The sequence below is a fragment of the Phyllobacterium sp. YR620 genome (assembly GCF_900104165.1).
Classification (GTDB): Bacteria; Pseudomonadota; Alphaproteobacteria; order Rhizobiales; family Rhizobiaceae; genus Phyllobacterium; species Phyllobacterium pellucidum.
Genome location: NZ_FNJP01000005.1, coordinates 228,745 through 252,446, shown reverse-complemented (window position 1 = coordinate 252,446; position 23,702 = coordinate 228,745). Strand labels below are relative to the sequence as shown.

22 protein-coding genes and 1 pseudogene are annotated in these 23,702 nt (G+C 58.7%); 12 read left to right on the top strand and 11 right to left on the bottom strand.

What is annotated here, in order from left to right:
- Both BLR72_RS17400 and BLR72_RS17395 read left to right on the top strand, forming a co-directional pair.
- A complete protein-coding gene (locus BLR72_RS17400) occupies positions 1–1,389 on the top strand; it encodes a DUF1254 domain-containing protein (RefSeq protein ID WP_244506748.1) in 1,389 nt (462 codons plus the stop codon).
- Positions 1,390–1,482: 93 nt separating this feature from the next.
- Positions 1,483–2,646: an FUSC family protein gene (locus BLR72_RS17395; protein WP_091950605.1), complete on the top strand. Its 1,164-nt coding sequence runs from the start codon at positions 1,483–1,485 to the stop codon at positions 2,644–2,646.
- A 3-nt stretch (positions 2,647–2,649) separates the two neighbouring features.
- On the opposite strand, the gene recF is transcribed toward BLR72_RS17395, so the two are convergent.
- From recF to BLR72_RS17345, 10 genes and pseudogenes are all read right to left on the bottom strand, one after another.
- Entirely contained in the window at positions 2,650–3,798 is a 1,149-nt protein-coding gene (gene recF, locus BLR72_RS17390; protein ID WP_091950603.1) for a DNA replication/repair protein RecF, read from the bottom strand.
- 113 nt (positions 3,799–3,911) lie between these two features.
- Positions 3,912–5,030, bottom strand: coding sequence for a DNA polymerase III subunit beta (gene dnaN, locus BLR72_RS17385; protein WP_091950601.1), 1,119 nt, complete (start codon positions 5,028–5,030; stop codon positions 3,912–3,914).
- Positions 5,031–5,209: 179 nt separating this feature from the next.
- Positions 5,210–6,667: pseudogene (gene dnaA / locus BLR72_RS17380) on the bottom strand (chromosomal replication initiator protein DnaA); the annotation flags it as partial.
- A gap of 930 nt (positions 6,668–7,597) precedes the next feature.
- Entirely contained in the window at positions 7,598–7,864 is a 267-nt protein-coding gene (rpsT, locus tag BLR72_RS17375) for a 30S ribosomal protein S20 (protein ID WP_027230438.1), read from the bottom strand.
- A 155-nt stretch (positions 7,865–8,019) separates the two neighbouring features.
- The gene (locus BLR72_RS17370; protein ID WP_091950600.1) at positions 8,020–8,793 is read right to left on the bottom strand and encodes an enoyl-CoA hydratase; all 774 of its coding nucleotides are present in this window, start codon (positions 8,791–8,793) and stop codon (positions 8,020–8,022) included.
- 19 nt (positions 8,794–8,812) lie between these two features.
- The gene (gene mutM / locus BLR72_RS17365; RefSeq protein ID WP_091950598.1) at positions 8,813–9,706 is read right to left on the bottom strand and encodes a bifunctional DNA-formamidopyrimidine glycosylase/DNA-(apurinic or apyrimidinic site) lyase; all 894 of its coding nucleotides are present in this window, start codon (positions 9,704–9,706) and stop codon (positions 8,813–8,815) included.
- Positions 9,699–10,943, bottom strand: a complete 1,245-nt coding sequence (locus BLR72_RS17360) for a phosphopentomutase (RefSeq protein WP_091950596.1) — start codon at positions 10,941–10,943, stop codon at positions 9,699–9,701. The genes mutM and BLR72_RS17360 overlap by 8 nt, the downstream gene beginning before the upstream one ends.
- A 78-nt stretch (positions 10,944–11,021) precedes the next feature.
- Positions 11,022–11,639 carry a TadE/TadG family type IV pilus assembly protein gene (locus BLR72_RS17355; RefSeq protein ID WP_091950594.1) on the bottom strand — a complete coding sequence of 206 codons (618 nt, stop codon included), beginning with the start codon at positions 11,637–11,639 and terminating at the stop codon, positions 11,022–11,024.
- A gap of 35 nt (positions 11,640–11,674) precedes the next feature.
- Positions 11,675–12,292, bottom strand: coding sequence for a TadE/TadG family type IV pilus assembly protein (locus BLR72_RS17350; protein WP_091950593.1), 618 nt, complete (start codon positions 12,290–12,292; stop codon positions 11,675–11,677).
- A 126-nt stretch (positions 12,293–12,418) separates the two neighbouring features.
- The gene (locus BLR72_RS17345; protein WP_027230434.1) at positions 12,419–12,859 is read right to left on the bottom strand and encodes a pilus assembly protein N-terminal domain-containing protein; all 441 of its coding nucleotides are present in this window, start codon (positions 12,857–12,859) and stop codon (positions 12,419–12,421) included.
- A 279-nt stretch (positions 12,860–13,138) separates the two neighbouring features.
- Here BLR72_RS17345 and BLR72_RS17340 point away from each other — a divergent pair, with 279 nt between their 5' ends.
- From BLR72_RS17340 to BLR72_RS17295, 10 genes are all read left to right on the top strand, one after another.
- The gene (locus BLR72_RS17340) at positions 13,139–13,339 is read left to right on the top strand and encodes a Flp family type IVb pilin (RefSeq protein ID WP_228017117.1); all 201 of its coding nucleotides are present in this window, start codon (positions 13,139–13,141) and stop codon (positions 13,337–13,339) included.
- A gap of 4 nt (positions 13,340–13,343) precedes the next feature.
- Entirely contained in the window at positions 13,344–13,868 is a 525-nt protein-coding gene (locus BLR72_RS17335) for an A24 family peptidase (protein ID WP_091919898.1), read from the top strand.
- A 106-nt stretch (positions 13,869–13,974) separates the two neighbouring features.
- Complete coding sequence (locus BLR72_RS17330; RefSeq protein ID WP_091950591.1) at positions 13,975–14,412, top strand: VOC family protein; 438 nt, start codon at positions 13,975–13,977, stop codon at positions 14,410–14,412.
- 281 nt (positions 14,413–14,693) lie between these two features.
- Entirely contained in the window at positions 14,694–15,497 is an 804-nt protein-coding gene (gene cpaB / locus BLR72_RS17325; protein WP_027230430.1) for a Flp pilus assembly protein CpaB, read from the top strand.
- Between the two features lie 61 nt (positions 15,498–15,558).
- Positions 15,559–17,109 (top strand): type II and III secretion system protein family protein, encoded by a 1,551-nt coding sequence (locus BLR72_RS17320; protein ID WP_091950833.1) that lies wholly within the window; start codon positions 15,559–15,561, stop codon positions 17,107–17,109.
- A 14-nt stretch (positions 17,110–17,123) separates the two neighbouring features.
- On the top strand, positions 17,124–17,813 hold the full coding sequence (locus BLR72_RS17315; RefSeq protein WP_091919896.1) for a CpaD family pilus assembly protein: 690 nt from the start codon (positions 17,124–17,126) through the stop codon (positions 17,811–17,813).
- A gap of 28 nt (positions 17,814–17,841) precedes the next feature.
- Positions 17,842–19,116: an AAA family ATPase gene (locus BLR72_RS17310; RefSeq protein ID WP_091950589.1), complete on the top strand. Its 1,275-nt coding sequence runs from the start codon at positions 17,842–17,844 to the stop codon at positions 19,114–19,116.
- Positions 19,117–19,134: 18 nt separating this feature from the next.
- Positions 19,135–20,598: a CpaF family protein gene (locus BLR72_RS17305; protein WP_091950588.1), complete on the top strand. Its 1,464-nt coding sequence runs from the start codon at positions 19,135–19,137 to the stop codon at positions 20,596–20,598.
- Positions 20,599–20,619: 21 nt separating this feature from the next.
- Positions 20,620–21,633, top strand: coding sequence for a type II secretion system F family protein (locus BLR72_RS17300; RefSeq protein ID WP_091950586.1), 1,014 nt, complete (start codon positions 20,620–20,622; stop codon positions 21,631–21,633).
- A gap of 22 nt (positions 21,634–21,655) precedes the next feature.
- A complete protein-coding gene (locus BLR72_RS17295; protein WP_027230424.1) occupies positions 21,656–22,681 on the top strand; it encodes a type II secretion system F family protein in 1,026 nt (341 codons plus the stop codon).
- A gap of 73 nt (positions 22,682–22,754) precedes the next feature.
- On the opposite strand, the gene BLR72_RS17290 is transcribed toward BLR72_RS17295, so the two are convergent.
- Positions 22,755–23,558, bottom strand: coding sequence for a tetratricopeptide repeat protein (locus BLR72_RS17290; RefSeq protein WP_244506739.1), 804 nt, complete (start codon positions 23,556–23,558; stop codon positions 22,755–22,757).
- Between the last annotated feature and the right edge of the window lie 144 nt (positions 23,559–23,702).

Below are 23,702 nucleotides of genomic sequence, written 5' to 3'. Positions count from 1 at the left end.
ATGGGCGCATTGGTTCATGGCGCAGCAGCAGCTGACGCCATTACCGAGGAAGAGGCCACGACGATCGGCATAGATGCCTATGTCTACTTCTATCCCATGGTGACGATGGATGTGACGCGGCGGCAAGCAACAAATATCGAGGCTGGTAAAGTCATGGGGCGAGGGCCGGCCAACAGCTTCGTCAACGTTCCGGAATTTCCGACCGCCGACTACCGCGATGTGGTCAGGCCCAACTTCGACACGCTCTATTCCTCCGCCTGGCTGGACATGACCAAGGAGCCTATGGTCGTATCCGCACCCGATACCGGCGGGCGCTATTACCTCCTTCCCATGCTCGACCTGTGGTCGGACGTCTTCGCATCACCCGGCTGGCGGACCACCGGTACGGCCAAGGCCGATTACGTGCTGGTGCCACCCGGCTGGCAAGGCAAAGATCTGCCAGATGGCCTCCAGCGGATAGACGCGCCGACACCCCATGTCTGGATCATCGGCCGTACCAAGACCGATGGACCGGAAGACTACGACGCGGTTCACAAGATCCAGGCGGGCTACAAGATCACTCCGCTATCGCAATGGGGAAAGACTGCAGAAGCCGCCAAGGTGACGGTCGATCCCTCGGTCGATATGAAGACGCCGCCTAAAAAGACAGTCGACAGCATGTCCGCAAACGAATTCTTCGCCTACGCGGCCGACGTCTTGAAAATCAATCCGCCGCATATCACCGATCAGCCGATCATCGCACGCATGAAGCGGATCGGCATCGAACCCGGCAAGAGCTTCGACGCAGGCAAGCTCGATCCGGCCGTTGCAAAAGGGCTGCAAGACGTGCCCGCCCAAGCGCGAAAGCTTATGGAGTGGAAGGTGCCGACGCTTGCTCGCGTCGCCAATTATTGGTCGATGAATACCGATACGATGGGCGTTTACGGCAATTACTACCTCAAGCGGGCCATTGTTGCGCAACTCGGTCTGGGTGCAAACCTGCCTGAGGACGCGATCTACCCGCTCAATCTCGCTGATGAAAAAGGCGATCCTCTGACCGGCGCCCGGAATTACACCCTGCATTTCGACAAGCAATCACTCCCGCCGGTCGATGCATTCTGGTCGGTCACGCTCTATGATATGGAGGGCTTCCAGGTTGGCAATCCGCTCAATCGCTTTGCTGTCAGCAGTTGGATGCCGTTCAGCTATAATGCCGACGGTTCGCTCGATCTCTACTTCCAGAACAAGAGCCCTGGCGCTGACAAGGAAGCCAACTGGTTGCCCGCGCCTGCAGGTCCGTTCAACCTGACGATGCGGCTCTATGGGCCGCGATCCGAGGCCCTCACGGGAAAATGGAACCCGCCGGCCGTCATTGTCGCGCCTGCCTTGCAGCCCTTGGTGACGCAGTAACAGCAACTCTGCCCCGCGGCGCTGGCAACGGCGCCGCGCGTTTGTATCCCTGGAGCGCTTCTATTTAAGTGTGCAAAACTCTAAAACATCCCCATGAACTTCATTCGGCATCTCTTCGGTGTCTCCCGCAGCCTTTGGAAGGCGATCACGGATGAACTCCGTTCGGTCGGCCGCCCGGGGCCCCGGCTCGTCGACGAGCTTGAATGCGTCCTGTCGGTGCTGCTTGCAATTGTCTTCGCCCATGCGCTTGGGGCGCAATATGTCGGATGGGCAGCATTCAGCGGCTATGCCGTCATGCGCTCGCGGCTGTCGGAAAGTTTCATGCGCGGGACGCTGCGGATCACGGGAACGATAGCAGGCGCGATCGTTGCGCTTATCTTCGCGCCGCTTATCGCCGACAAACCATTGCCGCTCGCCATGGCTTTGGCGCTGATCGGGGCAACGACGCTCTATTTCGCGCTTGTCAGCCGGCGCAGCTATGCCTGGCTTTTTACGGGACTTACCTTCTGCATGATCCTGATCGAAGGCATGATGCAGCCCGCGAGTTCGGTCTTTCCCTTTGCCCGGTCGCGTATCGTCGAAATCCTTGCAGGCACATTTGCCTGCATCATCGTCAGCGCCTTGTCCAACTGGACCATTCGCCGCGCGCTGCGGCGAGACGAGCCGAAGACTGCGACGCCCCTCGCGACCCCGGCGGCAACGCTTTGGCACAAGGGCGCTGCGCTCCATGCGCTCCAGGCCGGGATCGCGCTGGCTTTCATTCCGTTCATCTGGCGGTGGACAGGCTTTGCCTCGCTCAGCCAGTCGAGCGTCACCATCATGGCCGTCATGCTGTTGCCCGTGGCAACGCTTGAATCAAGCGTATTGAATCCGGTCACCTCGAAGATCGCGATGCGCTTTGTCGGTTGCGCTGCCGGCGGCGTGCTTGCCATCGCGGTCCTGTTGAGCAGCCATCACTCGCCGTTGCTGATGACGCTTGCCCTTTGCGTTGCCGTGATCATCGGACGGCACGTCGAGAACGGCAATCCGGCGACGAGCTATATCGGCATCCAGTTCGCGCTTGCTTTCCTTGTCGTTCTCGTTCCCGACAACTACATGAATGCCGCGCCGGAGCCGGGTTTGAACCGCCTGGCTGGAATTTTGCTCGGTATTGTAATCCTCGAACCAGTTCTGCTCGCCTGGCATCTGCTTTTCGCTGATAAATCGCCGCCGAAAGTTGGAATGGCGACTGAACCCGACAACATGCCGAGGGAATAGCGATCAATTCGGCGCGACCGCACCGTGCGACACGTTGAAGAATTGCGCCCGTCCGCGAAGGCTGTCGAACAGCGAGGTGTCCGTGCCGGTCATGAATGCCTGGCCGCCAAGTTCCTCGATAATGTCGAACAGGGCCGCCCGGCGGCCCTCGTCGAGATGTGCGGCTATTTCATCGAGCAGCAGGATGGGCGCCATGCCGGCAAGCCTTCCAGTCAGGCGCGCATGCGCAAGGATAAGACCGATCAGCAGCGCCTTCTGCTCACCTGTCGAGCATAGCTCAGCGGGCATCGCTTTTGGCCGGTGGCGGACGAGGAGATCGGAGCGGTGCGGCCCGTCAAGCGTGCGCCCGGCAGCGCGGTCGCGGCTTCTGCCATCACGGAGCGCTCGCCTGAAAATCTCCTCCACATCGGTTGCCGCCTCAATGCCAATGCGCTGCTCAAGTGCGCCCTCGATGAGGCAATCGGCCTTGGGGAAGGGACTGCCGTCGGGCGAGCGTTCGATCATGTCATTGATCAGCCGCATCAGTTCGGCGCGCGCTGCGGCAATCGCTATGCCGAGTTCGGCCATCGGCGTCTCTATTGCATCGAGCCAGGCGTCGTCGGAGCGCTCTTCGGTAAGCAGTCGATTACGGCTGCGCATCGCCTTTTCATAATCGAGAACGCGCTTGCCATGAGCCGGGTCTATGGCGAGAACCATGCGGTCGAGAAAACGCCGCCTGTCGGCGGAGGGGCCAGTAAAGAGGCCGTCCATCGCCGGCACGAGCCAGAGGATACGCGCGTAGTCGAGAAGTTCATCGGCGCTTGCGGCGGTGACACCGTTGACGCGGACGCGCCGTCCGCTTTCGCCCGGCGCATTGCCGGCAAGGCCGGTTCCGACATCGACCGAGCCTTCCTCCGTTTCAATGGCGGCATGGATGGCAAAACCGTCAGGCGCTCCGTTGCGGGTTACATCCGTATAAACGGCGCGCCGCAATCCACGGCCAGGCGAAAGAAACGAAATCGCTTCGAGGAGATTGGTCTTCCCCGCACCGTTTTCACCCGTCAACACCACATGCGATGGCCCGAGCCGCAGCGAGAGGCTTTCATAGTTGCGAAAGTTGGCGAGCTTCAGCCGGCTGATCGAAACGCGGGCAGGTGGGAGACTATTTTCCATAGAGGCCTACCGCATGCCCCCTGGAAGGCCACTCGACCCCCGACTGCGCTTCCACGCAGAGGAGGGTGACGGGACTATAACAAGTTCACCCATTGGATGCTGCGGCGATTGCCCTAAACCCGCATCGGCATGAGGACATAGAGCGCATTTTCATCGCCCGTATCGCGCACCAGTGTCGGCGAACCGGCATCGGCCAACATGAACACCGCCTCGCTACCGGTCAACTGCGCAGTGATATCGAGGAGATACTTGGCATTGAAACCGATCTCGATCGGATCGGCGTCATAATCCGCTGCAATCTCATCGGTCGCACTGCCGGAGTCCGGGTTGTTGACGGTCAGCGTCAGCAGCCCATCGCCGATGGTAAGCTTTACGGCACGGCCACGCTCGCTCGAGATCGTCGAGACGCGATCGACAGCCGAAGCAAAGCTTTGCCGGTCGATCGAGAGCTTCTTGTCATTGCCCGAGGGGATGACGCGCTGATAATCCGGGAACGTACCGTCGATGAGCTTCGAGGTAAGGACGACCGATCCAATAGTGAAGCGGATCTTGGTCTCGGAGAGTTCGACAGTCACCGTAATATCCGGATCGTCGACGAGCTTCTGCAACTCAGCGACGGTCTTACGCGGGATTATGATGCCCGGCATGCCCTCGGCACCAGCGGGCGCTTCGAGTTCGGCGCGGGCAAGGCGATGGCCGTCGGTGGCGACAGCGCGCAGCTTCAGCTTGCCGTCGCTCTCGATGGCGTGAAAATAGATGCCATTGAGATAATATCGCGTCTCTTCGGTGGAGATGGCAAATTGCGTGCGCTCGATGAGGCTTTTCAGCGCGCTCGACGGCATGCGGAAGGTGTGGCTGAACGCGCCAGCGGTCAGCTCCGGAAAGTCGGACTGCGGCAGGCACTGCAGGCGGAAGTTCGAACGGCCGGACGTGACGGCCATGGAATTGCCATCCGTATTGGTGGCCAGCATCACCTCTGCGCCGTCCGGCAACTTACGGACGATGTCGTAGAGGAGGTGGGCCGGAACAGTCGTCGCACCGGATTGCTCGATTTGCGCGCTTGTTGCTTCCGTCACTTCGAGATCGAGGTCGGTGGCCTTCAAGGCGAGGCTGGCGCCGTCGGCATTGAGCAGGACATTCGACAGGATCGGAATGGTATTGCGCCGTTCGACCACGCGGTGGACATGATTGAGCGACTTCAGAAGGTTGGAACGTTCAAGAGTTACACGCATGATAAACCGGTCTCGCTGACTTCTATTCCGGCAGGAGGGCGGCGTATCTGCAATCCTCCTCCGGTGCGGGGCGCTTATTCCCCAGGGTCAAGCAAATTGGCAGAACTTCGCCTTAAAAAGCAAGCCTGCGGCAGGCATCAGCGTACCATACCGCAGGCTTTCTGTTGATAAGATGTGTCCTATTGGGCCTGTTCGTTGATCAGGCGCTTCAACAGTTCGAGTTCCTGCGAAAGTTTCTGGTCCTTGCCGACAATGTCCTCGATCTTGCGCACGGCATGAAGGACAGTGGTATGATCGCGACCCCCGAAACGACGGCCGATTTCCGGCAGGGAACGCGGCGTCAGCATTTTGGCCAGGTACATGGCGATCTGGCGCGGCTTGACGATCGTGCGTGTACGCCGGTTCGACAAGAGGTCCTGCTTCGATACGTTGTAGTGGCGAGCGACGATGCGCTGGATTTCCTCGATGCGGATGCGCTTGGCATCGCCCCCACGCATGAGATGGCTGAGGAGTTCATCAACGCGGTCGACGGAAAGGTTCGGTTCGAACGTCTGGCGGAACAGCAACTGGTTGAACGCGCCTTCAAGTTCGCGGCCGCTGCCGGTCACGGACTGGGCGACATGGTCGAGAATTTCCATGGAAATATCCAGCGAATGATCTTCGAGCTGGGCAGCAGCGAGACGGCGCTTGAGGATTTCGAGACGCATCGCATAGTCCGGCGAAATCATTTCCAGGGCAACGCCGCCCTGCAGACGTGAGCGCACGCGGGCATCGAGCGATTCAAGCTCGGAAGGCGGACGGTCGGCAGCAACGACGACCTGCTTGGCACTGTCGAGCAGCGTATTGATCAGGTGACAGAACTCGTGCTGGATCGACTTACCCTGCAGGAACTGCATGTCGTCAATGATCAGAAGGTCGATATCGCGAAGCTGTTCCTTGAACGAAAGCGCATTGTTGTCGCGGATTGCTGTCGCAAAGCGCCACATGAAATATTCGGCGGTGAGATAGACGACGCGGGCGCGCTCCGGACGCTTCAGCGCCTCTGCGGCGATAGCCTGCAGGAGATGAGTCTTGCCGAGCCCGACTGACGCATGAATGAACAGCGGATTGAAGCGGACGGCGCTGGCGCCGGCATCGGCGATGGTGCGCGCGGCAGCAAGAGCCACGCGGTTTGGCGTACCGTCGACGAATGTCTCGAACGTATAGCGCGGATCAAGTGGCGAGCCAAAAACCGAGTTCTGCGAACGATCGGCGAAATGCGCTGGAGCCTTCTTTTCCTGCGAGGTGGTGCCGACCGGGAAAACCGGCTTGTCACGGGCCAGCGCACGGGTCTCGGCACGCTGGGGTGCCTCGGCGTCACAGATCGGCCGGATGGCACGGCTGGCGCTGCGGAAGACGATCTCGACCTTCAGAACCTGCTCTTCTTCCTCGCGCCAGAGCGCGGTGATCATGTCGGAATAATGATTGTTGATCCACGAGCGCAGGAAGGCGGTCGGCACGGACAGCCGGACGATGCTCTTCGACGTTTCGTCGAGTTTCAAGCGGCCGAACCAGCTCGAATAGACCTCACTGCCGAGTTTCGCCTTGAGCTTGCTTTTGACACGCTCGAATATCATTTCGCTGCCGGCCGAAGCCATGTCTTTCCCCTCATCCACATGGAGCGGGACCATGGCATTTGTGCCGTTTTCCATTATTCCGCTGGTCATTGTCATCGCCTCATCCTGGTATTTCATTCGGGTCGTAGAGACGCCCGTGTTTTATATTTGCCGACGTGTCACCGTCAGGCAGTGATGACCGACGAGCCGCCCCAGTGGCCCGTCTGGTTAATGCCGTATCTAACAGATTGAGGATTTGGCGATTACGCAGTGTTGTCCTGAATAAGACTTGTTCAGAATGTCTGTCACAACCACGTTCGCATCCCTCTCGTTAGGCGCGTAAAGCCTTACGCCCGGCTCACGCCAGCGTCGCCAACCCGCTCGATTTATGAAACAACCCAACCCCGATGGGCTGAGTACTGACAAAAACCACTCGTTACGCAAACGGTCAAATCTGCGCCCGAACCCACAATTTAATAAGCCTGTTAAATGGGTTTTGCCCACCCCTTCGATGTCTTGGACCTTACAAAAACCTTTGCAGGAAGAGCAAGTCCGGCCCAAGGGTTTTTTGATGAATAAAAGGTTAATGGAATTTGATTTTTTTTAAGTGTCCCCGGCTCAACTTGGAAAAACCGTTCGGATTCAAGGCTTTTTTTGAGGCTCAGATTTTGTTGCACTGCGACCAGACCCACAGAAAAAAAATTTATAAATTTACGCTTGACAGCGGGTGTGGTCGGAGATTCCACCGGACGGTCCCGAGTTATAATTACTACCTTTTATAACTCGTTGAAAACACACACAAATTGATGATTGACGCTTTTTGTCCTAATCGATTTGTGACCACCAGATGTCATGGTTTTGATAAGCCACAATCTTTTCCCCGGGTAACGAATTTATTCCCAGAATCAGGCTCAAATAAAAAAACCCGGCTAAATAGATGCCGGGTTTTCAAATATAAATATGAAGGTCTGATTAAGCAGACATGCCCTTCAGGCGAGCCGAGAGGCGAGATACTTTGCGCGAGGCAGTATTCTTGTGAAGGACACCCTTCGAGGCAGCGCGCATGACTTCCGGCTCGACAGCCTGGAAGGCGATGGCGGCAGCCGCCTGGTCGCCGCTTGCAACCGCATCTTCGAACTTGCGCAGGAAGGTGCGCACGCGCGAGCGGCGGGATTTGTTGACTTCGGTGCGGGCTTCGATCTTGCGCGCCGCTTTCTTGGCCGAAGGAGTGTTGGCCATGATGCCTCTCTTTTCTGTCAGCTAATCGGCAGCCTGAAAGCAGCCGTCACAAAATAATAGGGTGGCCGAGGGGCCACCGAACGTTGGGGGGCTTATAGATGACGTTTGCTTTTGCGTCAACTTGGAATCGCTGATGAATTCGGGGATATTTTCGTTCAGCGATTTTTAAAGGACGGCGCCCGCTTTTCGGCAAAGGCCGCCATGCCTTCCTTCTGGTCCTCGAGGGCAAACATCGAGTGGAACACCCGGCGCTCGAAGCGCAAGCCTTCCGAGAGCGTCGTCTCATAAGCGCGGTTGACGGTCTCCTTGGTCATCATCACGACGGGGAGCGAGAAGGAGGCAATCTTCGCGGCCGCCTTGACGGCCTCGGCCACAAGGTCCGCCGCAGGAACCACCCGGGACACCAGGCCGCAACGCTCGGCCTCGGCCGCATCCATCATACGCCCGGTCAGGCACAGGTCCATTGCCTTCGACTTGCCGACCGAACGGGTGAGGCGCTGCGATCCGCCCATTCCCGGCATTACGCCGAGAGTGATCTCGGGCTGGCCGAATTTCGCGGTGTCGGCGGCGATTATGAAGTCGCACATCATGGCGAGTTCGCAGCCTCCGCCAAGCGCATAGCCAGCGACCGCAGCAATCAACGGCTTGCGCAGCCGGGTCACGCGTTCCCACTCGCTGAAATAGTCGCCGAGATAGGCGTCGGCGAATGCAAGCGTCTGCATTTCCTTGATGTCGGCGCCGGCGGCAAAAGCCTTTTCCGACCCTGTGATGACGATCGCGCCGATATCGTTGTCCTTGTCGAACGCTTCAAGTGCGCCTGCAAGGTCTGCGAGCAGCGCCGAATTCAACGCATTGAGCGCTTGTGGACGATTGAGCCGGATGAAGCCCACCTTTTCGCGCGTCTCGACGATGATGTTTTCATAGGTCATGGTTGATCCTCCTCAATCGCTAATGCTGGCACACGGGGCAATAGAAGGTCGAGCGCCCGCTTTGGACAATACGCGACACCGTGCCATTGCAACCCTTGCGCGGGCACGGGGCGCCTTCACGGTCATAGACCGAGAACGAATGCTGGAAATAGCCAAGTTCGCCATCGGCTTGCCGGTAATCCTTGAGGCTCGATCCACCGGCCTTGATCGCGTCAACGATGACAGCCCGGATCGCTGTCGCGAGTCGCTTTGCATCATCGGTCGGCGCTCCATCCTTGCCGGAAATGCTCCCTGCCGGCCGCATGGGCGAGAGTTCGGCGCGCCACAGCGCTTCGCAGACATAGATGTTGCCAAGCCCGGCTATCAACCTCTGGTCGAGAAGTGCCGCCTTCAACGGCGCCGCCTTCTTGTGAAAAAGCTTCGCCAGCAAGGCGCCGTCGAGGCGGTTTCCCGTCGGTTCGGTGCCAAGACCCTTGATCAGCGGATGGTTGTTGAGTTCGCCGGGCTCGGCAAAGAGCATGAAGCCGAAGCGCCGCGGATCATTATAGACGACGCGGCTCGTCTTGCCGTCCTTGGCGGCGAGTTGCAGCACCACGTGGTCGTGCAGCGCGTTCTTCGAGCGCTCATGGGCAAAATCGCCGGGCGTTTCCGCCGCTTCGCCTTGCTCGATGCGATAGGATCCCGACATGCCAAGGTGGCTGATGACGCCAAGACCATTATCGAGATGAAGGATGAGATATTTGGCGCGCCGTTCGAGCGCTTCGATGCGCCGTCCCGTCAAACGCTCGGCGAAGCGCTCGGGGAAGGGAAAGCGCAGGTCGGGGCGCCGCTGCTCCACGCCAAGTATGGTCGCGCCCTCCATGACGGGTTGGAGACCGCGCCGGACGGTTTCAACCTCAGGTAGTTCAGGCATCTGGGCTGCGCTCTCCCGTGCCCTTGAGGAAGCTCTTGCCGTGGAGGCCGGGGGCAACGCCGAGATGGGCGGCGACCGTCTCGCCAATATCAGCGAAGGTCGGGCGTACGCCGAACGAGCCTTTGGGCAGGTCCGGACCGTAGCAAAGCACCGGAACGCGCTCGCGCGTGTGGTCCGTGCCCTGATAGGTCGGGTCGCAGCCATGATCGGCGGTAAGGATCATGAGATCGCCCGGACGGAGCTTGGCGATAGCCTCGGGAAGGCGCATGTCGAAGGCCTCTAGCGCTGCCGCATAGCCTGCGACATCGCGCCGGTGGCCGTAGAGCATGTCGAAATCGACAAAATTGGTAAACACGAGGTCGCCATCCTGTGCGTCGTCCATCGCGACAAGGGTTTCATCGAAGAGCGCCATGTTGCCGTTGGCCTTGCGCACCTGACCTACGCCCTTATGCGCATAGATATCGCCGATCTTGCCGATGGCGATGACCATGCGGCCGGCATCGGTAAGGCGGTCCAGCAGCGTCGCCTCTGGTGGCGGCACGGAATAATCGCGGCGATTGCCGGTGCGCTCGAATGTTTCCTTCGCCTCACCGATGAATGGCCGGGCAATAACGCGGCCAATATTCAGTGGATCGACCAGCTCGCGCACGGTTTCGCAAAGCTTGTACAAGCGTTCCAGCCCGAAATACGTCTCATGCGCGGCAATCTGGACCACGGAATCGGTGGACGTATAGAAGATGGGCATGCCCGTGCGGATGTGTTCTTCGCCCAGTTCCTCGATCACGTCAGTTCCCGAGGCGTGTTTGTTGCCGAGGATGCCTGGAAGCTGTGCAAGCCGAACCGTGTCGGCGATCAAGGTTTCGGGGAATGTCGGGACGGTCTGGGGAAAATAGCCCCAATCGAACGCCACCGGAACGCCGGCAATTTCCCAGTGACCGGAAGGGGTATCCTTTCCCTTCGAGGTTTCTTCGGCCGCGCCCCACAAACCGACCGGGGCAGGGGCCCGCGATGATACCGGAAAAGCCGAGGCGATGTTGGCGGCGTGGAAGAGGCCGAGCGAGCTCATATTGGGAACAAGCAGAGGGCCTTGGCGCAGGCCCTCCTTGTCGGCCTCGCCGGCAGCACATCGTTCGACGATGTGCGCGAACGTATTTGAACCTTCGTCGCCGAAAGCCTTGGCATCCGGTGCGCCGCCGATGCCGAAGGAGTCGAGAACGAAAAGGAAAGCGCGAGCCATGCGATACTCCGAGTAAAATCAGACATCACAGATAGGTCAAACAGCGCGCCGTGACAAATCAATGGTGGCGGAGCGTCCTCAGCAGTTGGTGCAGGTAACCGCGTTTGAGCCCTGCCGGATGCGGCCATAGGTGTTCTTCGACATGTGAATTCCGATAACCGAAGCACCGGCGGCCGTGTTCGTCTGCCCGGTGATCGTCCAGGGGATGATCGGCACATAGGCAAGTTCGGCCTTCACCTGCACTACAGTGGTGCTGGGGATGCGCAGATTGGCGTCGAGCGTCACGGCGCTGCCAGCGTTGAACGGCCTTGACTCGGTCCCATTTACCACCCGCCGCGACCAGAGGACGGTCGCATTGCCGGCGGCGGATATATCGATGGAGGTTATTGTGATCTGCGGCGTATCCCGGCGATAGGGCAGCACCGTCGCCTGCCCGATCTTCATGATGTCGCCGAGCTGGGCAGTCGTGACAGTCGTTTGTTGCGTGACGAGATCGGCCACCATCGTCGCCGCCCGGCCGAGGTCCTTGTTGACGTTTACCCCCTCGGTCGTTTCGACCGTACCGAGGTAGAGCAGGATGAGGACAGGGGCAATGAGTGCGAATTCAAGCGCTGCGACGCCTCGCTTGTCGCCGATAAAGCGCTTCGCCATGTGGCCCAAATATTTCGTGGTCTTTTGTTGTTTTTGGTTGTTCATGCGTCACACTTTCGAAGCTATGCCGGAATTGAGCGTCAGACGAACGGTTCGTTTCTCCAGGTCGCGGTAGAGAACAGCAGAGTCCTCCCCGTTCCGTCGATTGTCTCGATACGATTGCGCATGAGATTGGTGAGGATTGGCCAGCGATAGAAAACGCGCAGCTGGTTGATCGTGCCTGCACCGCCGACATTGTTCATGAAACCCGTCGAATCGACGTCCCCATTCGGCTTTAGCGGGATGGTGACGGGAACGTTGGTGAAGTTCGCATAGGTCTTCAGGTCAACGACGAGGTTGGCGCAGCCGGCTTCGGGCAGGATAAGCTTTGCGCAGATGCGGTCGCGCAGCTGGTTCCCCGAGATATTTGCAGCCCTTAACTCGCCGGTACGCAAGCGCCTTGCGATTTCATCGGTAGCGTTTGCCATGACCTGCTGCGCCATGAAGGTCATTCCAACTTCGAATATGACGAAGATCAGCAGGAAGAATGGCAGCGCGATCATCGCAAATTCGATGGCAACTGTGCCGCGTCGGTTGCGCCTGAAGCGGGCAAGCAGTGCCACGAGCCGGCTTTGCCTGACGCGCCCTGTGCAGCGTAGGGCGGCAGAGGCCGCCGCGACACCTTCGTGCGATTGATTGTTTTTATCGTTGTAGAACATGGATGGAATTCCCCGACCACCTAAGGCAAGAAAATTCCTAGCATTCAGAAGTTAGAATCCCGTTCGATCCGCGGTGGAAATTGCAGTAAATTCCTTCACGATTTTTCAACCGTGAGTAGCGCCAGCTCAGTTGCCGCCGATTTTTTGATCGGATTCGGTTTCGGCAGTCGTCTTCTGCGCTGTTTCGCAATAGGGCGTACAGGAAAGTGTCTGGACGAAAGCGCGCCGATAGACGCGCGTCGTGTTGGCAACGCTGCGGCTCACCATGACCTGATCATCGACAATCGGGCTGCCATCGGCGTCCAGAATGACAATATTGGTCATGCCGAAGCCTTTCCCCGTCAAAATTACGGTGCGCGCATCCTTGACGACCGCATCGGCAATGGCGGGATCGCCGACGACGACCGTATCCGCCGGACGCGCGAGTCTCAATATTCTTGCCTGGTTCATGATCACATGGATGCCCGTATCGGCGCTCGCGGGGGCGGGGGCGAGCGCAATGGCGACAAGCGCCAAGGCGATGGTCAATCCGTACGCAGAAACAGTGTGGAATTTATTGCCGACCATGGATAAGAGCCCCTCGAAACGAATGCTTCTCAAACATGGCGTGGATTGGTGAAGGAAAGCTTAAACCCGCAAAGCTTTTGTTAATCATAACGGCGCAAGACGACGTACAAACGGTAAAATTTTATGCAAATTCTAACTATACGATTTACCTTTTAGTCACCTCTATTTCGAGTTGCCAAAGCTTTACTATTTTGTAACGGTGTTCCTTAAGATGAATGAAATTCGCTGCCACTAGCGTTCGATCAGGCGCAACCAGTGGTACGAGCGAGGACAGTCCAGATGACAGGCACGATGAATGCGATCCTCGACGTGTTCGCTCGCTTCCTGCACAACCGGTGCGGCGCTACGGCTATTGAATATACGCTCATCGCTTCGATCCTAAGCATCGCCATTCTGGCCGGCGCGAACGTGCTTGGATCATCGGTACAGACCCTTTACGGCTCCCTTGCGGACAAGGTTGCCCAGGCGCCAAACAGGTAAGGTCATGATTGAAGCCGCCATCCTCGTCATCTTTCCGTTTGCAATGGCCTTTGCGGGGATCTCCGATCTCCTGTCGATGACAATTCAAAATCGCGTTTCGCTCATCCTTGTCGTTTCATTTGTAATCCTGGCGCCGCTGACCGGCATGGGCTGGGAAGCCTATGCAATGCATTTTGCCGCGGGCGCTGCGGTTCTCACGGTAACATTCGGCCTTTTCGCGACCGGCACGATGGGCGGCGGCGACGCCAAGCTGATGTCAGCGACCGCGCTTTGGCTCGGCTGGAACATGGGCCTTGCCGAATATTTGTTGATGATGTCTGTGCTGGGCGGCCTGCTTACCCTCGCAATTCTCAACTACCGCAATTCCCATGCTGCCATAATATATGCGGACCGGATCGAGTTCATGCGGCGGCTTGCGCGCAAGGAAGAGGGCGTCCCCTATGGCATCGCCCTTGGCGGCGCCGGCCTCCTTGCATTTCCAAGCTCCCCCCTATGCCAATGGGTTATCGATCGCCTGGCGCACCTCTGATTGAGTTCGTATCCCAGGGCTTTTCCTGGATCTAAACCATTAGAAGCGTGCATTGTTAGACTGGGCGTCACCTTGTAGATTGGAACGACACCCTGGAGATTTGAACATGGCCCTAAAGCGGATGGACAATGTCGGAATCGTCGTCGAAGACCTCGAAGCGACGATCGATTTCTTTCGCGACCTTGGCCTCGAACTCGAAGGGCGGGCGACGATCGAAGGCGAATGGGCGGGACGCGTCACCGGACTGGGCGATCAGCACGTCGAGATTGCCATGATGCGCACGCCGGACGGCCACAGCCGGCTCGAGCTCTCGCGCTTCATTTCACCGCCTGTCGTCGCAGATCATCGGAAAGCGCCGGTCAACGCCCTGGGCTACCTGCGCGCCATGTTTACCGTGGACGATGTCGACGAGACGCTTGAAAGACTGAGTGCCCACGGCGCGCAACTCGTCGGCGAAGTGGTCCAGTATAAAGACTTGTATCGGCTCTGCTACATTCGCGGGCCTGAAGGGCTTCTCATCGGGCTTGCCCAAGAACTCAATTGAATACCAATACATACGGCGGGAGCGGCTGGATGACGATGGTCACGCGGCCCGCATCGACGTTTCAGAAGCCATGATCCATGTCGCCATGCGCGACGTTCTGCTGCGTCTTATTAGCTACTGACGTTCTCAAACTGACCCGCTGAGTATTCATAGATCGAAAGTCTAACGGTTAAACGCCGTTAAGCATAGATTTAAGCAATGCGTTAACCATAATTACACGATTGGCAAGTCAAAGTGCAACCGTGGGTAATCTTAGACAAAAGTCTAACGGGGTGCATTGAATGCAAAGAGCACGACTTGTCATTTTGACCGTCGCGGTCGCTGCCGCGGGCGCCGCGGGCTATATCGCGACGCAGATGAAGCCCGACGTTACCGTCGTACAGTCAGCACCCCAACCACAGATGAAATTACAGGATATTCTCGTTGCCACGGACAATCTCGGCGTCGGCACGGAACTGAACGGCCAGCTGCGCTGGCAGCCTTGGCCGGTCGATGCCCTTGCCGACGGATATATCAAGCGTGCCGACCGTCCGAACGCCGTCGAGGAACTCAAGGGCTCTACGGTTCGACTGCGCATATTCACGGGCGAACCGGTTCGTGAAGCAAAGCTCATCGGCAAGGGTCAGAGCTTCATGTCGGCGCAACTCCCGGCCGGTATGCGCGCTGTGGCGACGCAGATTGCCTCCGAGACATCGGCGGGCGGCTTCATTCTTCCCGATGACTATGTCGATGTCATCATGGTCCACGAGATCGAAACACAGGGCCAGGCGAAGCAATACATTACGGAAACCGTCCTTCGCAACATTCGCGTGCTGGCGATCGATCAGACGATCCAAGAGGACGAGAACGGTGAAAAGACCAAGCTGGGGTCCACCGCAACGCTCGAACTGACGCCGGAACAAGCTGAAGTCATCACCGTCGCGCAACAGATGGCGGCGCGCCTGTCGCTCGTTCTCCGCTCGGTTCAGGACGCCCAAGAACAGACAGGACCCGGCGCCGAATATCTCGTCAATTCGCCGGGCCGTAGCGGCAATGTGAAACTGATCAAGTCTGGAACCATGGTCGAAGTCATGGGGCGGAAATAAAAAAATGGGGCACGAAATCAACATCATGCAGCTCAAATGCGCATCCCCTATGTCGCCGCTGATGAAGGCGGCCCGCGTGCTGCTCGGCTGCAGCATAGCCGTTCTGCCATTGCAGAATACGGCGGCTGCGGAAGACGCTGTCGTAAGGCTCAACCAGAGCCAGACCGCTGGCAAGCGGATCAACCTTGGACTGAGCAAGTCGCTCGTCATCGATCTGCCGGCGGATGCCTACGACATTCTCGTTGCCAATCCTTCCGTTGCCGATGCCGTCACCCGCACGGCGCGGCGGATTTATCTTTTCGGCAAGATGGTCGGGCAGACCAACATCTTCGTCTTTGGGCCGAATGGCGAGCAGCTTGCAAGCTTCGATCTCGTTATCGAACGCGACGTGGCGGGGCTCGAGGAAAGCCTGCGGAAATATATTCCCGACTCCGACATCAAGGTCGAGTTGATGAACGACAACGTCATCCTCACCGGAACGGTTCAAACGCCGCTCGACGCCAAGCGGGCGAGCGATCTCGCCAACCTTCTCGTTTCCGGCGGTGAAGCAACGACGGGACAATATGCGATCACGGCCTCCGGCCAGGGCGGCACCAATGGCGGCGGCGGGTCGGACGTTGCCATCAGCGACCCGGACGAGGCGCGCCAGAAAAGCAAGATCGTCAATCTCATTCAAATTGCCGGTGACGACCAGGTTACCTTGAAGGTAACGGTGGCAGAAGTCAGTCGCACGGTAATGAAGCAGCTTGGTGTCAATCTCGTCGGCAAGACCAAGTCGGACGGAATATTCTTCAGCTCGACCAACATCGCGTCGCTGGCCGGCAAAAGCCTGACAACGTCAGGCGTCACCGTGCCGATATCGATCGGCAGCGCAACGATCGATTCCTACCTGAATGCCATGGAAGTGGCGGGGGTCATGAAGACGCTCGCAGAACCGTCCTTGACCGCCATCTCGGGCGAACAGGCGACGTTCAAGGTCGGCGGCGAATACAACATGATCACCGGCCAGACTTCGAATGCGCAGGGCGCCCAGTATCAGCTTACCAAGATCGAATACGGCATCGGCCTCGAGTTCCTGCCCGTCGTCCTCTCACCCGGACGCATCAGCTTGAAGGTACGGACCTCGGTTTCCGAACCGACACTTGAACAATCGATCCCGCTCGGTGCTGGCGTCAATCCGACCTACAACGGAACGACGAACAAGAACCAGGCCCAGAACCTCGCCACCAACATCATTTCATTGCGCAAACGTCTCGCCGACACCACCGTGGAACTGCCGTCGGGCGGCTCGATGATGATCGCCGGGCTGATGCGCGACGACAACCGCGCCGCGATCTCGGGACTGCCTGGAATTTCCAAGATTCCGGTCCTCGGGACCTTGTTCCGCAGCCGTGACTTCATTCGCAACGAGAGCGAACTCGTGATCATCATCACGCCCTATCTGGTGCGTCCGGTCGCCCGCACAGCGCTTGCAAGGCCTGACGACAATCTCAATCCAGCCAGCGATGCCGCCGGCATCTTCCTCGGCAAGGTCAATCGTGTCTACGGCACGAAGGAAGCCAGCCTGCCTGAAGGTCGATACGAAGGCACCATCGGTTACATTTACAAGTAAGCAGGGACGCGGACATGTCAGACACAACCACCATTCGTCGTATAAAGCCCGTCCTTGCATTGCTCGCCGTAACCCTGCTTGCAGGTTGCGCACCACGCGAGATGACGGGGAGCATTCCGGACGACTATCGCACCAACCATCCGATAATCATCTCGGAGAAGGAGCAGGTCGCCGATATTCCGGTCGGTCATGCTGATCGCAAACTATCGATTACACAGCGAAGCATCGTCGAACAGGTCATCGCCAATTATCGGGCCAACGGTTCCGGCATGGTTCACATCCTGTTGCCGGCGGGCTCGCCCAACGAACGCGCTGCGGCTGGCCTGCGCGACGATATCGCAGCAGTTCTGCGCAAGGGCGGGGTCAAGCCGTTCAACATAAACAGTGAGCGCTACAGCGCAGGCTCTTCAGATTCGGCGCCGATCAGGCTTTCCTATTCGGCAATGACGGCGTCCACGCATCCCTGCGGTCAATGGCCGAAGGATTTGCTCGAGACGGCCGATAATCGCCACTACGCGAATTTTGGCTGCGCCAGCCAGAATAATCTCGCCGCCCAGATCGCAAACCCTGCCGACCTTCTTGGACCACGGGCATCTTCGCCGATCGATGCGGAGCGCCGCAACATCGTGATCGAGGACTATCGCGGGGTTCCGTCCGACAGGCCGCATACGCCCAGCGCAGCAGAAGTCGATTACTCGTGGTGACCAACTCCCTGAAACGCGGAATCTGAAGATGAGTCTAGCCTTTGACATAGAAGACCCGGCAGGCGGAGGCACAGAGCGGTCAGCGGGCCTGCACGCCTATCGTCCGGTCCCGCGCATATCGATCGAAGCTTTTTGCGAGACCGATGCGGTCGCACGCCAGATCGCCAAGGCCAATGAAGACCGGCGCATGGCCAAGACCCATGCCCAGATTCATATGGGAGGTGTCGCGACTGCCGTTGAAATGTTCCAGACGGTGCCGACGCCCAATCTGATCCTTCTCGAAACCTCGGCAGCGCCGCGGGACATGCTGCAAAGCCTTTCCGCCCTGTCGGAAGTGTGCGACCCCAGCACCAAGGTCGTCATCATCGGTCATTTCAACGACGTCGCCCTCTACCGCGAGCTGATCAGGAACGGCATTTCCGAATATATGATCGCGCCGATCGAGCTGGCCGACATCATCGGCGTCATCGGCACGCTTTTCGTCGATCCGGAGGCAAAGCCGCTCGGCAGTGCGATAGCCTTCATCGGTGCAAAGGGAGGCGTCGGCGCCTCGACGCTCGCGCACAATATCGCGTGGTCGATTTCCTCGCTGTTCAAGAGCGAGGTCGTCATCGCTGACATGGACCTGCCCTATGGCACCGCGAACATCAATTTCGACCAGGACCCGGCACAGGGCATTGCCGAAGCCGTGTTTTCGCCGGAACGCATCGACGACGTCTATCTCGACAGGCTGCTTGCGCAATGCGCTGAAAATCTCTCGCTGCTCGCGGCACCATCGACGCTCGATCGCGTCTTTGACTTCCGCGATGACTCCTTTGCACATCTGATCGATGTCGCGCAGCGTTCGGTCCCGCATGTCATCCTCGATGTGCCGCACTCATGGAATGGCTGGACGCGCACGACGCTCGCCCGTGCCGACGAGGTCGTGATCGTTGCCTCGCCGGAACTTGCCAATCTGCGCAACACCAAAAACCTCCTCGACACGCTGAAGCAGCTTCGCCCCAATGATGCGCCGCCGCGGCTCATTCTCAATCAGGTCGGCGTGCCGAAGCGTCCCGAAATTGCGCCGCTCGAATTCTGTGGTCCGCTCGGCATCCCGGCGATGGCGACCCTTCCTTTTGAACCGGCACTTTTCGGCAGTGCCGCCAACAATGGACGGATGCTCGCTGAGACGGACGCGGCAAATCCCATTGTTCAGACCATCAACGAAATGGCCCATATCTTGACGGGCCGCATGACGCACAAAGCCAGAAAGAAGCCGGGACTGAAAGCCGTCTTCTCCAAGCTGACGCGCAAGAAATAGCGAGATCGAAGAGGCATCATGTTCGGCAAGCGCGGCGGAGGAAATCAACAGGTCCAGGAGTTTCGTGCCCCGGCGATGGAAGCGGCGCTGCCGCTCGGCAATATTGCGGCAGAGGCGTCCCGGTTGCCGCGCGATATATTGGAGCCGAAACGCCAACCGACTGAAGCCGCGAAGCCGATCGTCGTGCTCCGCGAGAAGAACGAGGCCTATTACGATACGAAATCGCAAGTCTTCACGGCGCTGATCGACACGATCGATCTTGCGCAATTGTCGAAGCTCGATCCCGATGTCGCACGCGAGGAAATTCGCGATATCGTTAACGACATCATCGCGATCAAGAACTTTGCCATGTCGATCTCCGAGCAGGAGGAACTGCTCGACGATATCTGCAACGACGTACTCGGCTATGGACCGCTCGAACCATTGCTCGCACGCGACGACATCGCCGACATCATGGTCAATGGCGCGCGCAAGACCTATATCGAAGTGCAGGGCAAGGTGCAGGAATCAGGTGTAAGATTCCGCGACAATCAGCAGCTTCTCAATATCTGCCAGCGCATTGTGAGCCAGGTCGGCCGCCGCGTCGATGAATCAAGCCCCATATGCGACGCGCGCCTGCCGGATGGCTCGCGCGTCAACGTGATTGCGCCGCCGCTCGCAATCGACGGGCCGGTCCTCACCATTCGTAAGTTCAAAAAGGACAAGCTGACGCTCGATCAACTCGTGCGCTTCGGTGCGATCTCACCGGCCGGTGCCGAACTGCTGCAGATCATTGGCCGCGTTCGTTGCAATCTCGTCATTTCCGGCGGTACCGGCTCGGGCAAGACGACGCTCCTCAATTGCCTGACGAATTATATCGACAAGGACGAGCGCGTCATCACCTGCGAGGACTCGGCCGAACTGCAACTGCAGCAGCCGCACGTGGTGCGTCTCGAAACACGGCCACCCAATCTTGAGGGCGAGGGCGAGGTCACGATGCGCGATCTCGTCAAGAACTGCCTGCGCATGCGCCCGGAGCGGATCATCGTCGGCGAGGTGCGCGGACCGGAGGTATTCGATCTGCTTTCCGCGATGAACACCGGTCACGATGGATCGATGGGAACGATCCACTCCAACAGCCCGCGCGAGTGCCTGAGCCGTATCGAATCCATGATCGCCATGGGCGGCTTTTCGCTGCCGCAAAGGACAGTGCGCGAAATCATCGTCGGCTCGGTCGATGTCATCATCCAGGCGGCGCGTCTGCGGGACGGTTCGCGGCGCATCACCCATGTGACCGAAGTCATCGGCATGGAAGGCGACGTCATCATCACGCAGGACCTCGTCGTCTACCAGATCACCGGCGAGGATGCGAATGGCCGGCTCATCGGCAAGCATGTTTCGACGGGTATTGCGCGGCCGCATTTCTGGGAGCGTGCCCGCTATTTCAACGAAGATCGCCGCCTCGCCCAGGCGCTTGATTCCATGGAAATCATGCAGGGATGACGACGCCGGGAGAATTCCACCATGTTTGGGCTTAGCCTTCCGCAGATCGTCTTCGTTGCCCTGGTAGCGCTTACCTTCGCTGCACTTGCCTATGTCTTCTTCTTCGATTCAATCGCCTCGCAGAAGCGCACCGAGGAACGGCTGAATTCCGTGAAACTCTCTGCCAGCGAAAGCATGGGCAAGTTTGTGGTTCGCGACAAGCTGGCAGAGGCGCAGAAGCGCCGGAGATCCGTTCAGGATACGCTCAAGGATATCGAGAAGCGTCAGAAACAGCGTGACAAGAACGCCAAGTCGCCGCCCTTGAAGATGCTGCTCATGCAGGCCGGGATGAGGGTGACTGTTCAGCGCTTTTATATCTACTCCGCAGTGGTTGGCGTTGTCGTCACTTTCGTCGGGCTTTTCCTCGGCTCGCCGCTCTATCTTGCCCCAGGCTTGCTGCTTGCCGGCATATTCGGCCTGCCACGCTGGTTCGTTTACTATCGCCGCGGCCGCCGGATAAAGGCGTTCCTCAAGGAGTTTCCGAACGCGATCGACGTCATCGTGCGAGCGCTTCGATCCGGCCTGCCGCTCAATGACGGTATTCGGCTCATTGCCCAAGAGGCGCAAGAGCCGGTCAAGGCCGAGTTTCGGCGCATGGTCGATGCGCAGCAGGTCGGGGTGAGCATCCCGGAATCCGCGATGCGAATGGCCGAATACATGCCTTGTCCGGAAGCAAGCTTTTTCGGGATCGTGATCCAGATTCAGTCGCAGGCCGGTGGCAACCTTTCGGAAGCGCTCGGCAATCTTTCCCGTGTGCTCCGCGATCGCAAGAAGATGGCGGCCAAGGTTCAGGCGCTGTCCATGGAGGCCAAGGCCTCTGCCTATATCATCGGTTCACTGCCCTTCGCGGTTGCTTTGCTCGTCTACCTGTCGAGCCCCGGTTACATCATGGTTCTGTTCACGACCGACACTGGTCACGTCATCATGGGCTGCGCAGCCGTCTGGATGTCACTCGGGATCCTGGTCATGAAAAAAATGATCAACTTTAAGTTCTGAGCGGAAAAGTCGAGGCCCATCAATGATCACCACCATCGCCAAAGCCATGCACAACCCCGCCTTCATCTTTGCGGTGCTCGTTGGCATATCGATATTTGCAACGCTCATGACTTTTCTGATGCCGATGTTCTCCGGCACCAGCCTGAAGACGCGGATGAAGTCGGTTGCCCTGGAACGCGACCAGATCAGGTCGCGCGAACGGGCCCGCATGGCTGCGGATGCGGAGACGCGGCGCAAGAATGGAGCGAGTTCATTGCGCGTGACCGAGCGGCAGGGTGTCAGGCAACTGGTCGAGCGGCTTGATCTCCAGCGCGCTCTTGCCGACGAGAATACCGTCAACTCTCTGCGTATTGCCGGCTTTCGCGGGCAGAACGCCCTCAATATCTTTCTTGCGGCCCGCTTTGGCCTGCCCTTTGTGACGCTCGGCCTGACCACATTGTGGATCTTCGGCATGGACGGCCTTGCCGCACAGTCGACCATGATACGGATGGCCGCCTGCTTCGCCGGTGCCTATGTCGGGTTCTACTTGCCCAATCTCTACGTCAAGAACGTCGGATCCAAGCGGCAGCAGTCGATCAAGCTTGCGTGGCCGGATGCGCTCGACCTGATGTTGATCTGCGTCGAATCCGGCATGTCGATCGAGGCAGCGTTCAAGAAGGTTTCCGAGGAAATCGGCGCGCAATCCGCAGAACTTGCCGAAGAACTGGTACTGACAAATGCCGAACTGTCGTTCCTGCCCGAGCGCCGGCAGGCCTATGAGAACCTCGCCAACCGCACCGGGCTCGAGCCGGTCAAATCTGTCGTCCAGGCGCTGACCCAATCGGAACGCTACGGTACTTCGATCGGCGGTGCGCTGCGCGTCCTTTCCGATGAAAGCCGCGACGCCCGCCTGATGGAAGCCGAAAAAAAGGCGGCGGCCCTGCCGCCGAAGCTCACCGTACCGATGATCGTCTTCCTGCTGCCGGTGCTATTCGCCGTGATCTTGGGGCCGGCCTTCATCCAGATTTCCGCCCAAGGCGGCATCTTTGGCGACGCAACACCGAAGTAAATCGAAGCGTTTCCATCAACGAAAAAGCCGCCCGGTTCGGGGCGGCTTTTTTTATTGGTTGGCCTGGTGGCACTCAGCCTTTCGGCTTTGCCTTATCCTTGTCTTTCAGCATGGTCCAGGAATTCTGCTGGGCCAGCATGGTGCGCAAATATTTCACATTGGCCTGCGCCTGCTGCGGCGAGAGCTCTTGGTTGGCGATGGTCTCGGCCTCGTCGAAGCGACCCTGAAGTCCGACCACGAGCGCAAGGTTCTGGCGGACGCGGCTGTCGGACCCCGGTGCCTTTACCGCCTGGCGCATGTAGTTTTCGGCACTGGCGAGATCGCCCGAGAGGACGTAGGACATGCCGAGATTGGAAAGGATCGAGGCTTCGTTGGGATTGATCTGCAGCGCCTGCCGGTACAGGTCGCGGGCTTCGCTTTCCTTGCCCAACTGGTCGAGGATAGCGCCTTGCGCCGACAAGAGCTTCCAGTCCGGATATTCCGGCGTCTGCGCCCGTCGCAACGCATCAAGCGCCGCTTCGAACTCGCCGGCGCTTGCCAGCGCCTTGCCGTATGCGGCGAGCACGTCCCGATCCTGCGGGTAGGCGATGGCGAGGCTGCGCATGACGGCAAGGGCCTGATCGCTGCGATTGGTCATCCTGAGGACCGCGGCAAACTTCATCGCCGTGACCTTGTCCTTTGGATTAGCCTGATAGCGCGAACCGAGGCTGGTCGATGCCTGCATCAACTGCTGTTCGTTCATCTGGTCGAAATCGCCGCTCGCGCTCGTTGCCGTCGCCGCTACAGCGGGTGAAATGGAACCTGTCGTCGTCTTGTCGGTCGTCGTGCAGCCCGATATGCCCGCCACGAGCCCCGCTATCGCCACAGAGAAAAGCATGCGGCGATTACGTTGAATAATGCCTGCGATTACCATAGTTTGCCCCGTACCCACGCAAATCAGCTGTGTTAACCCAATCCCAGGACTAGAAATATTCTGTTAACCCTAACGGACCGTTAACGACGCGCGGTGCAGCACAAGAAT

Bases quoted from the DNA above. Each gene is read 5' to 3' on its own strand.
- BLR72_RS17400 (WP_244506748.1), top strand. From the start codon at position 1: ATGGGCGCATTGGTTCATGGCGCAGCAGCAGCTGACGCCATTACCGAG.
- BLR72_RS17395 (WP_091950605.1), top strand. From the start codon at position 1,483: ATGAACTTCATTCGGCATCTCTTCGGTGTCTCCCGCAGCCTTTGGAAG.
- recF (WP_091950603.1), bottom strand. From the start codon at position 3,798: ATGGAAAATAGTCTCCCACCTGCCCGCGTTTCGATCAGCCGGCTGAAG.
- dnaN (WP_091950601.1), bottom strand. From the start codon at position 5,030: ATGCGTGTAACTCTTGAACGTTCCAACCTTCTGAAGTCGCTCAATCAT.
- rpsT (WP_027230438.1), bottom strand. From the start codon at position 7,864: ATGGCCAACACTCCTTCGGCCAAGAAAGCGGCGCGCAAGATCGAAGCC.
- BLR72_RS17370 (WP_091950600.1), bottom strand. From the start codon at position 8,793: ATGACCTATGAAAACATCATCGTCGAGACGCGCGAAAAGGTGGGCTTC.
- mutM (WP_091950598.1), bottom strand. From the start codon at position 9,706: ATGCCTGAACTACCTGAGGTTGAAACCGTCCGGCGCGGTCTCCAACCC.
- BLR72_RS17360 (WP_091950596.1), bottom strand. From the start codon at position 10,943: ATGGCTCGCGCTTTCCTTTTCGTTCTCGACTCCTTCGGCATCGGCGGC.
- BLR72_RS17355 (WP_091950594.1), bottom strand. From the start codon at position 11,639: ATGAACAACCAAAAACAACAAAAGACCACGAAATATTTGGGCCACATG.
- BLR72_RS17350 (WP_091950593.1), bottom strand. From the start codon at position 12,292: ATGTTCTACAACGATAAAAACAATCAATCGCACGAAGGTGTCGCGGCG.
- BLR72_RS17345 (WP_027230434.1), bottom strand. From the start codon at position 12,859: ATGGTCGGCAATAAATTCCACACTGTTTCTGCGTACGGATTGACCATC.
- BLR72_RS17340 (WP_228017117.1), top strand. From the start codon at position 13,139: ATGACAGGCACGATGAATGCGATCCTCGACGTGTTCGCTCGCTTCCTG.
- BLR72_RS17335 (WP_091919898.1), top strand. From the start codon at position 13,344: ATGATTGAAGCCGCCATCCTCGTCATCTTTCCGTTTGCAATGGCCTTT.
- BLR72_RS17330 (WP_091950591.1), top strand. From the start codon at position 13,975: ATGGCCCTAAAGCGGATGGACAATGTCGGAATCGTCGTCGAAGACCTC.
- cpaB (WP_027230430.1), top strand. From the start codon at position 14,694: ATGCAAAGAGCACGACTTGTCATTTTGACCGTCGCGGTCGCTGCCGCG.
- BLR72_RS17320 (WP_091950833.1), top strand. From the start codon at position 15,559: ATGAAGGCGGCCCGCGTGCTGCTCGGCTGCAGCATAGCCGTTCTGCCA.
- BLR72_RS17315 (WP_091919896.1), top strand. From the start codon at position 17,124: ATGTCAGACACAACCACCATTCGTCGTATAAAGCCCGTCCTTGCATTG.
- BLR72_RS17310 (WP_091950589.1), top strand. From the start codon at position 17,842: ATGAGTCTAGCCTTTGACATAGAAGACCCGGCAGGCGGAGGCACAGAG.
- BLR72_RS17305 (WP_091950588.1), top strand. From the start codon at position 19,135: ATGTTCGGCAAGCGCGGCGGAGGAAATCAACAGGTCCAGGAGTTTCGT.
- BLR72_RS17300 (WP_091950586.1), top strand. From the start codon at position 20,620: ATGTTTGGGCTTAGCCTTCCGCAGATCGTCTTCGTTGCCCTGGTAGCG.
- BLR72_RS17295 (WP_027230424.1), top strand. From the start codon at position 21,656: ATGATCACCACCATCGCCAAAGCCATGCACAACCCCGCCTTCATCTTT.
- BLR72_RS17290 (WP_244506739.1), bottom strand. From the start codon at position 23,558: ATGCTTTTCTCTGTGGCGATAGCGGGGCTCGTGGCGGGCATATCGGGC.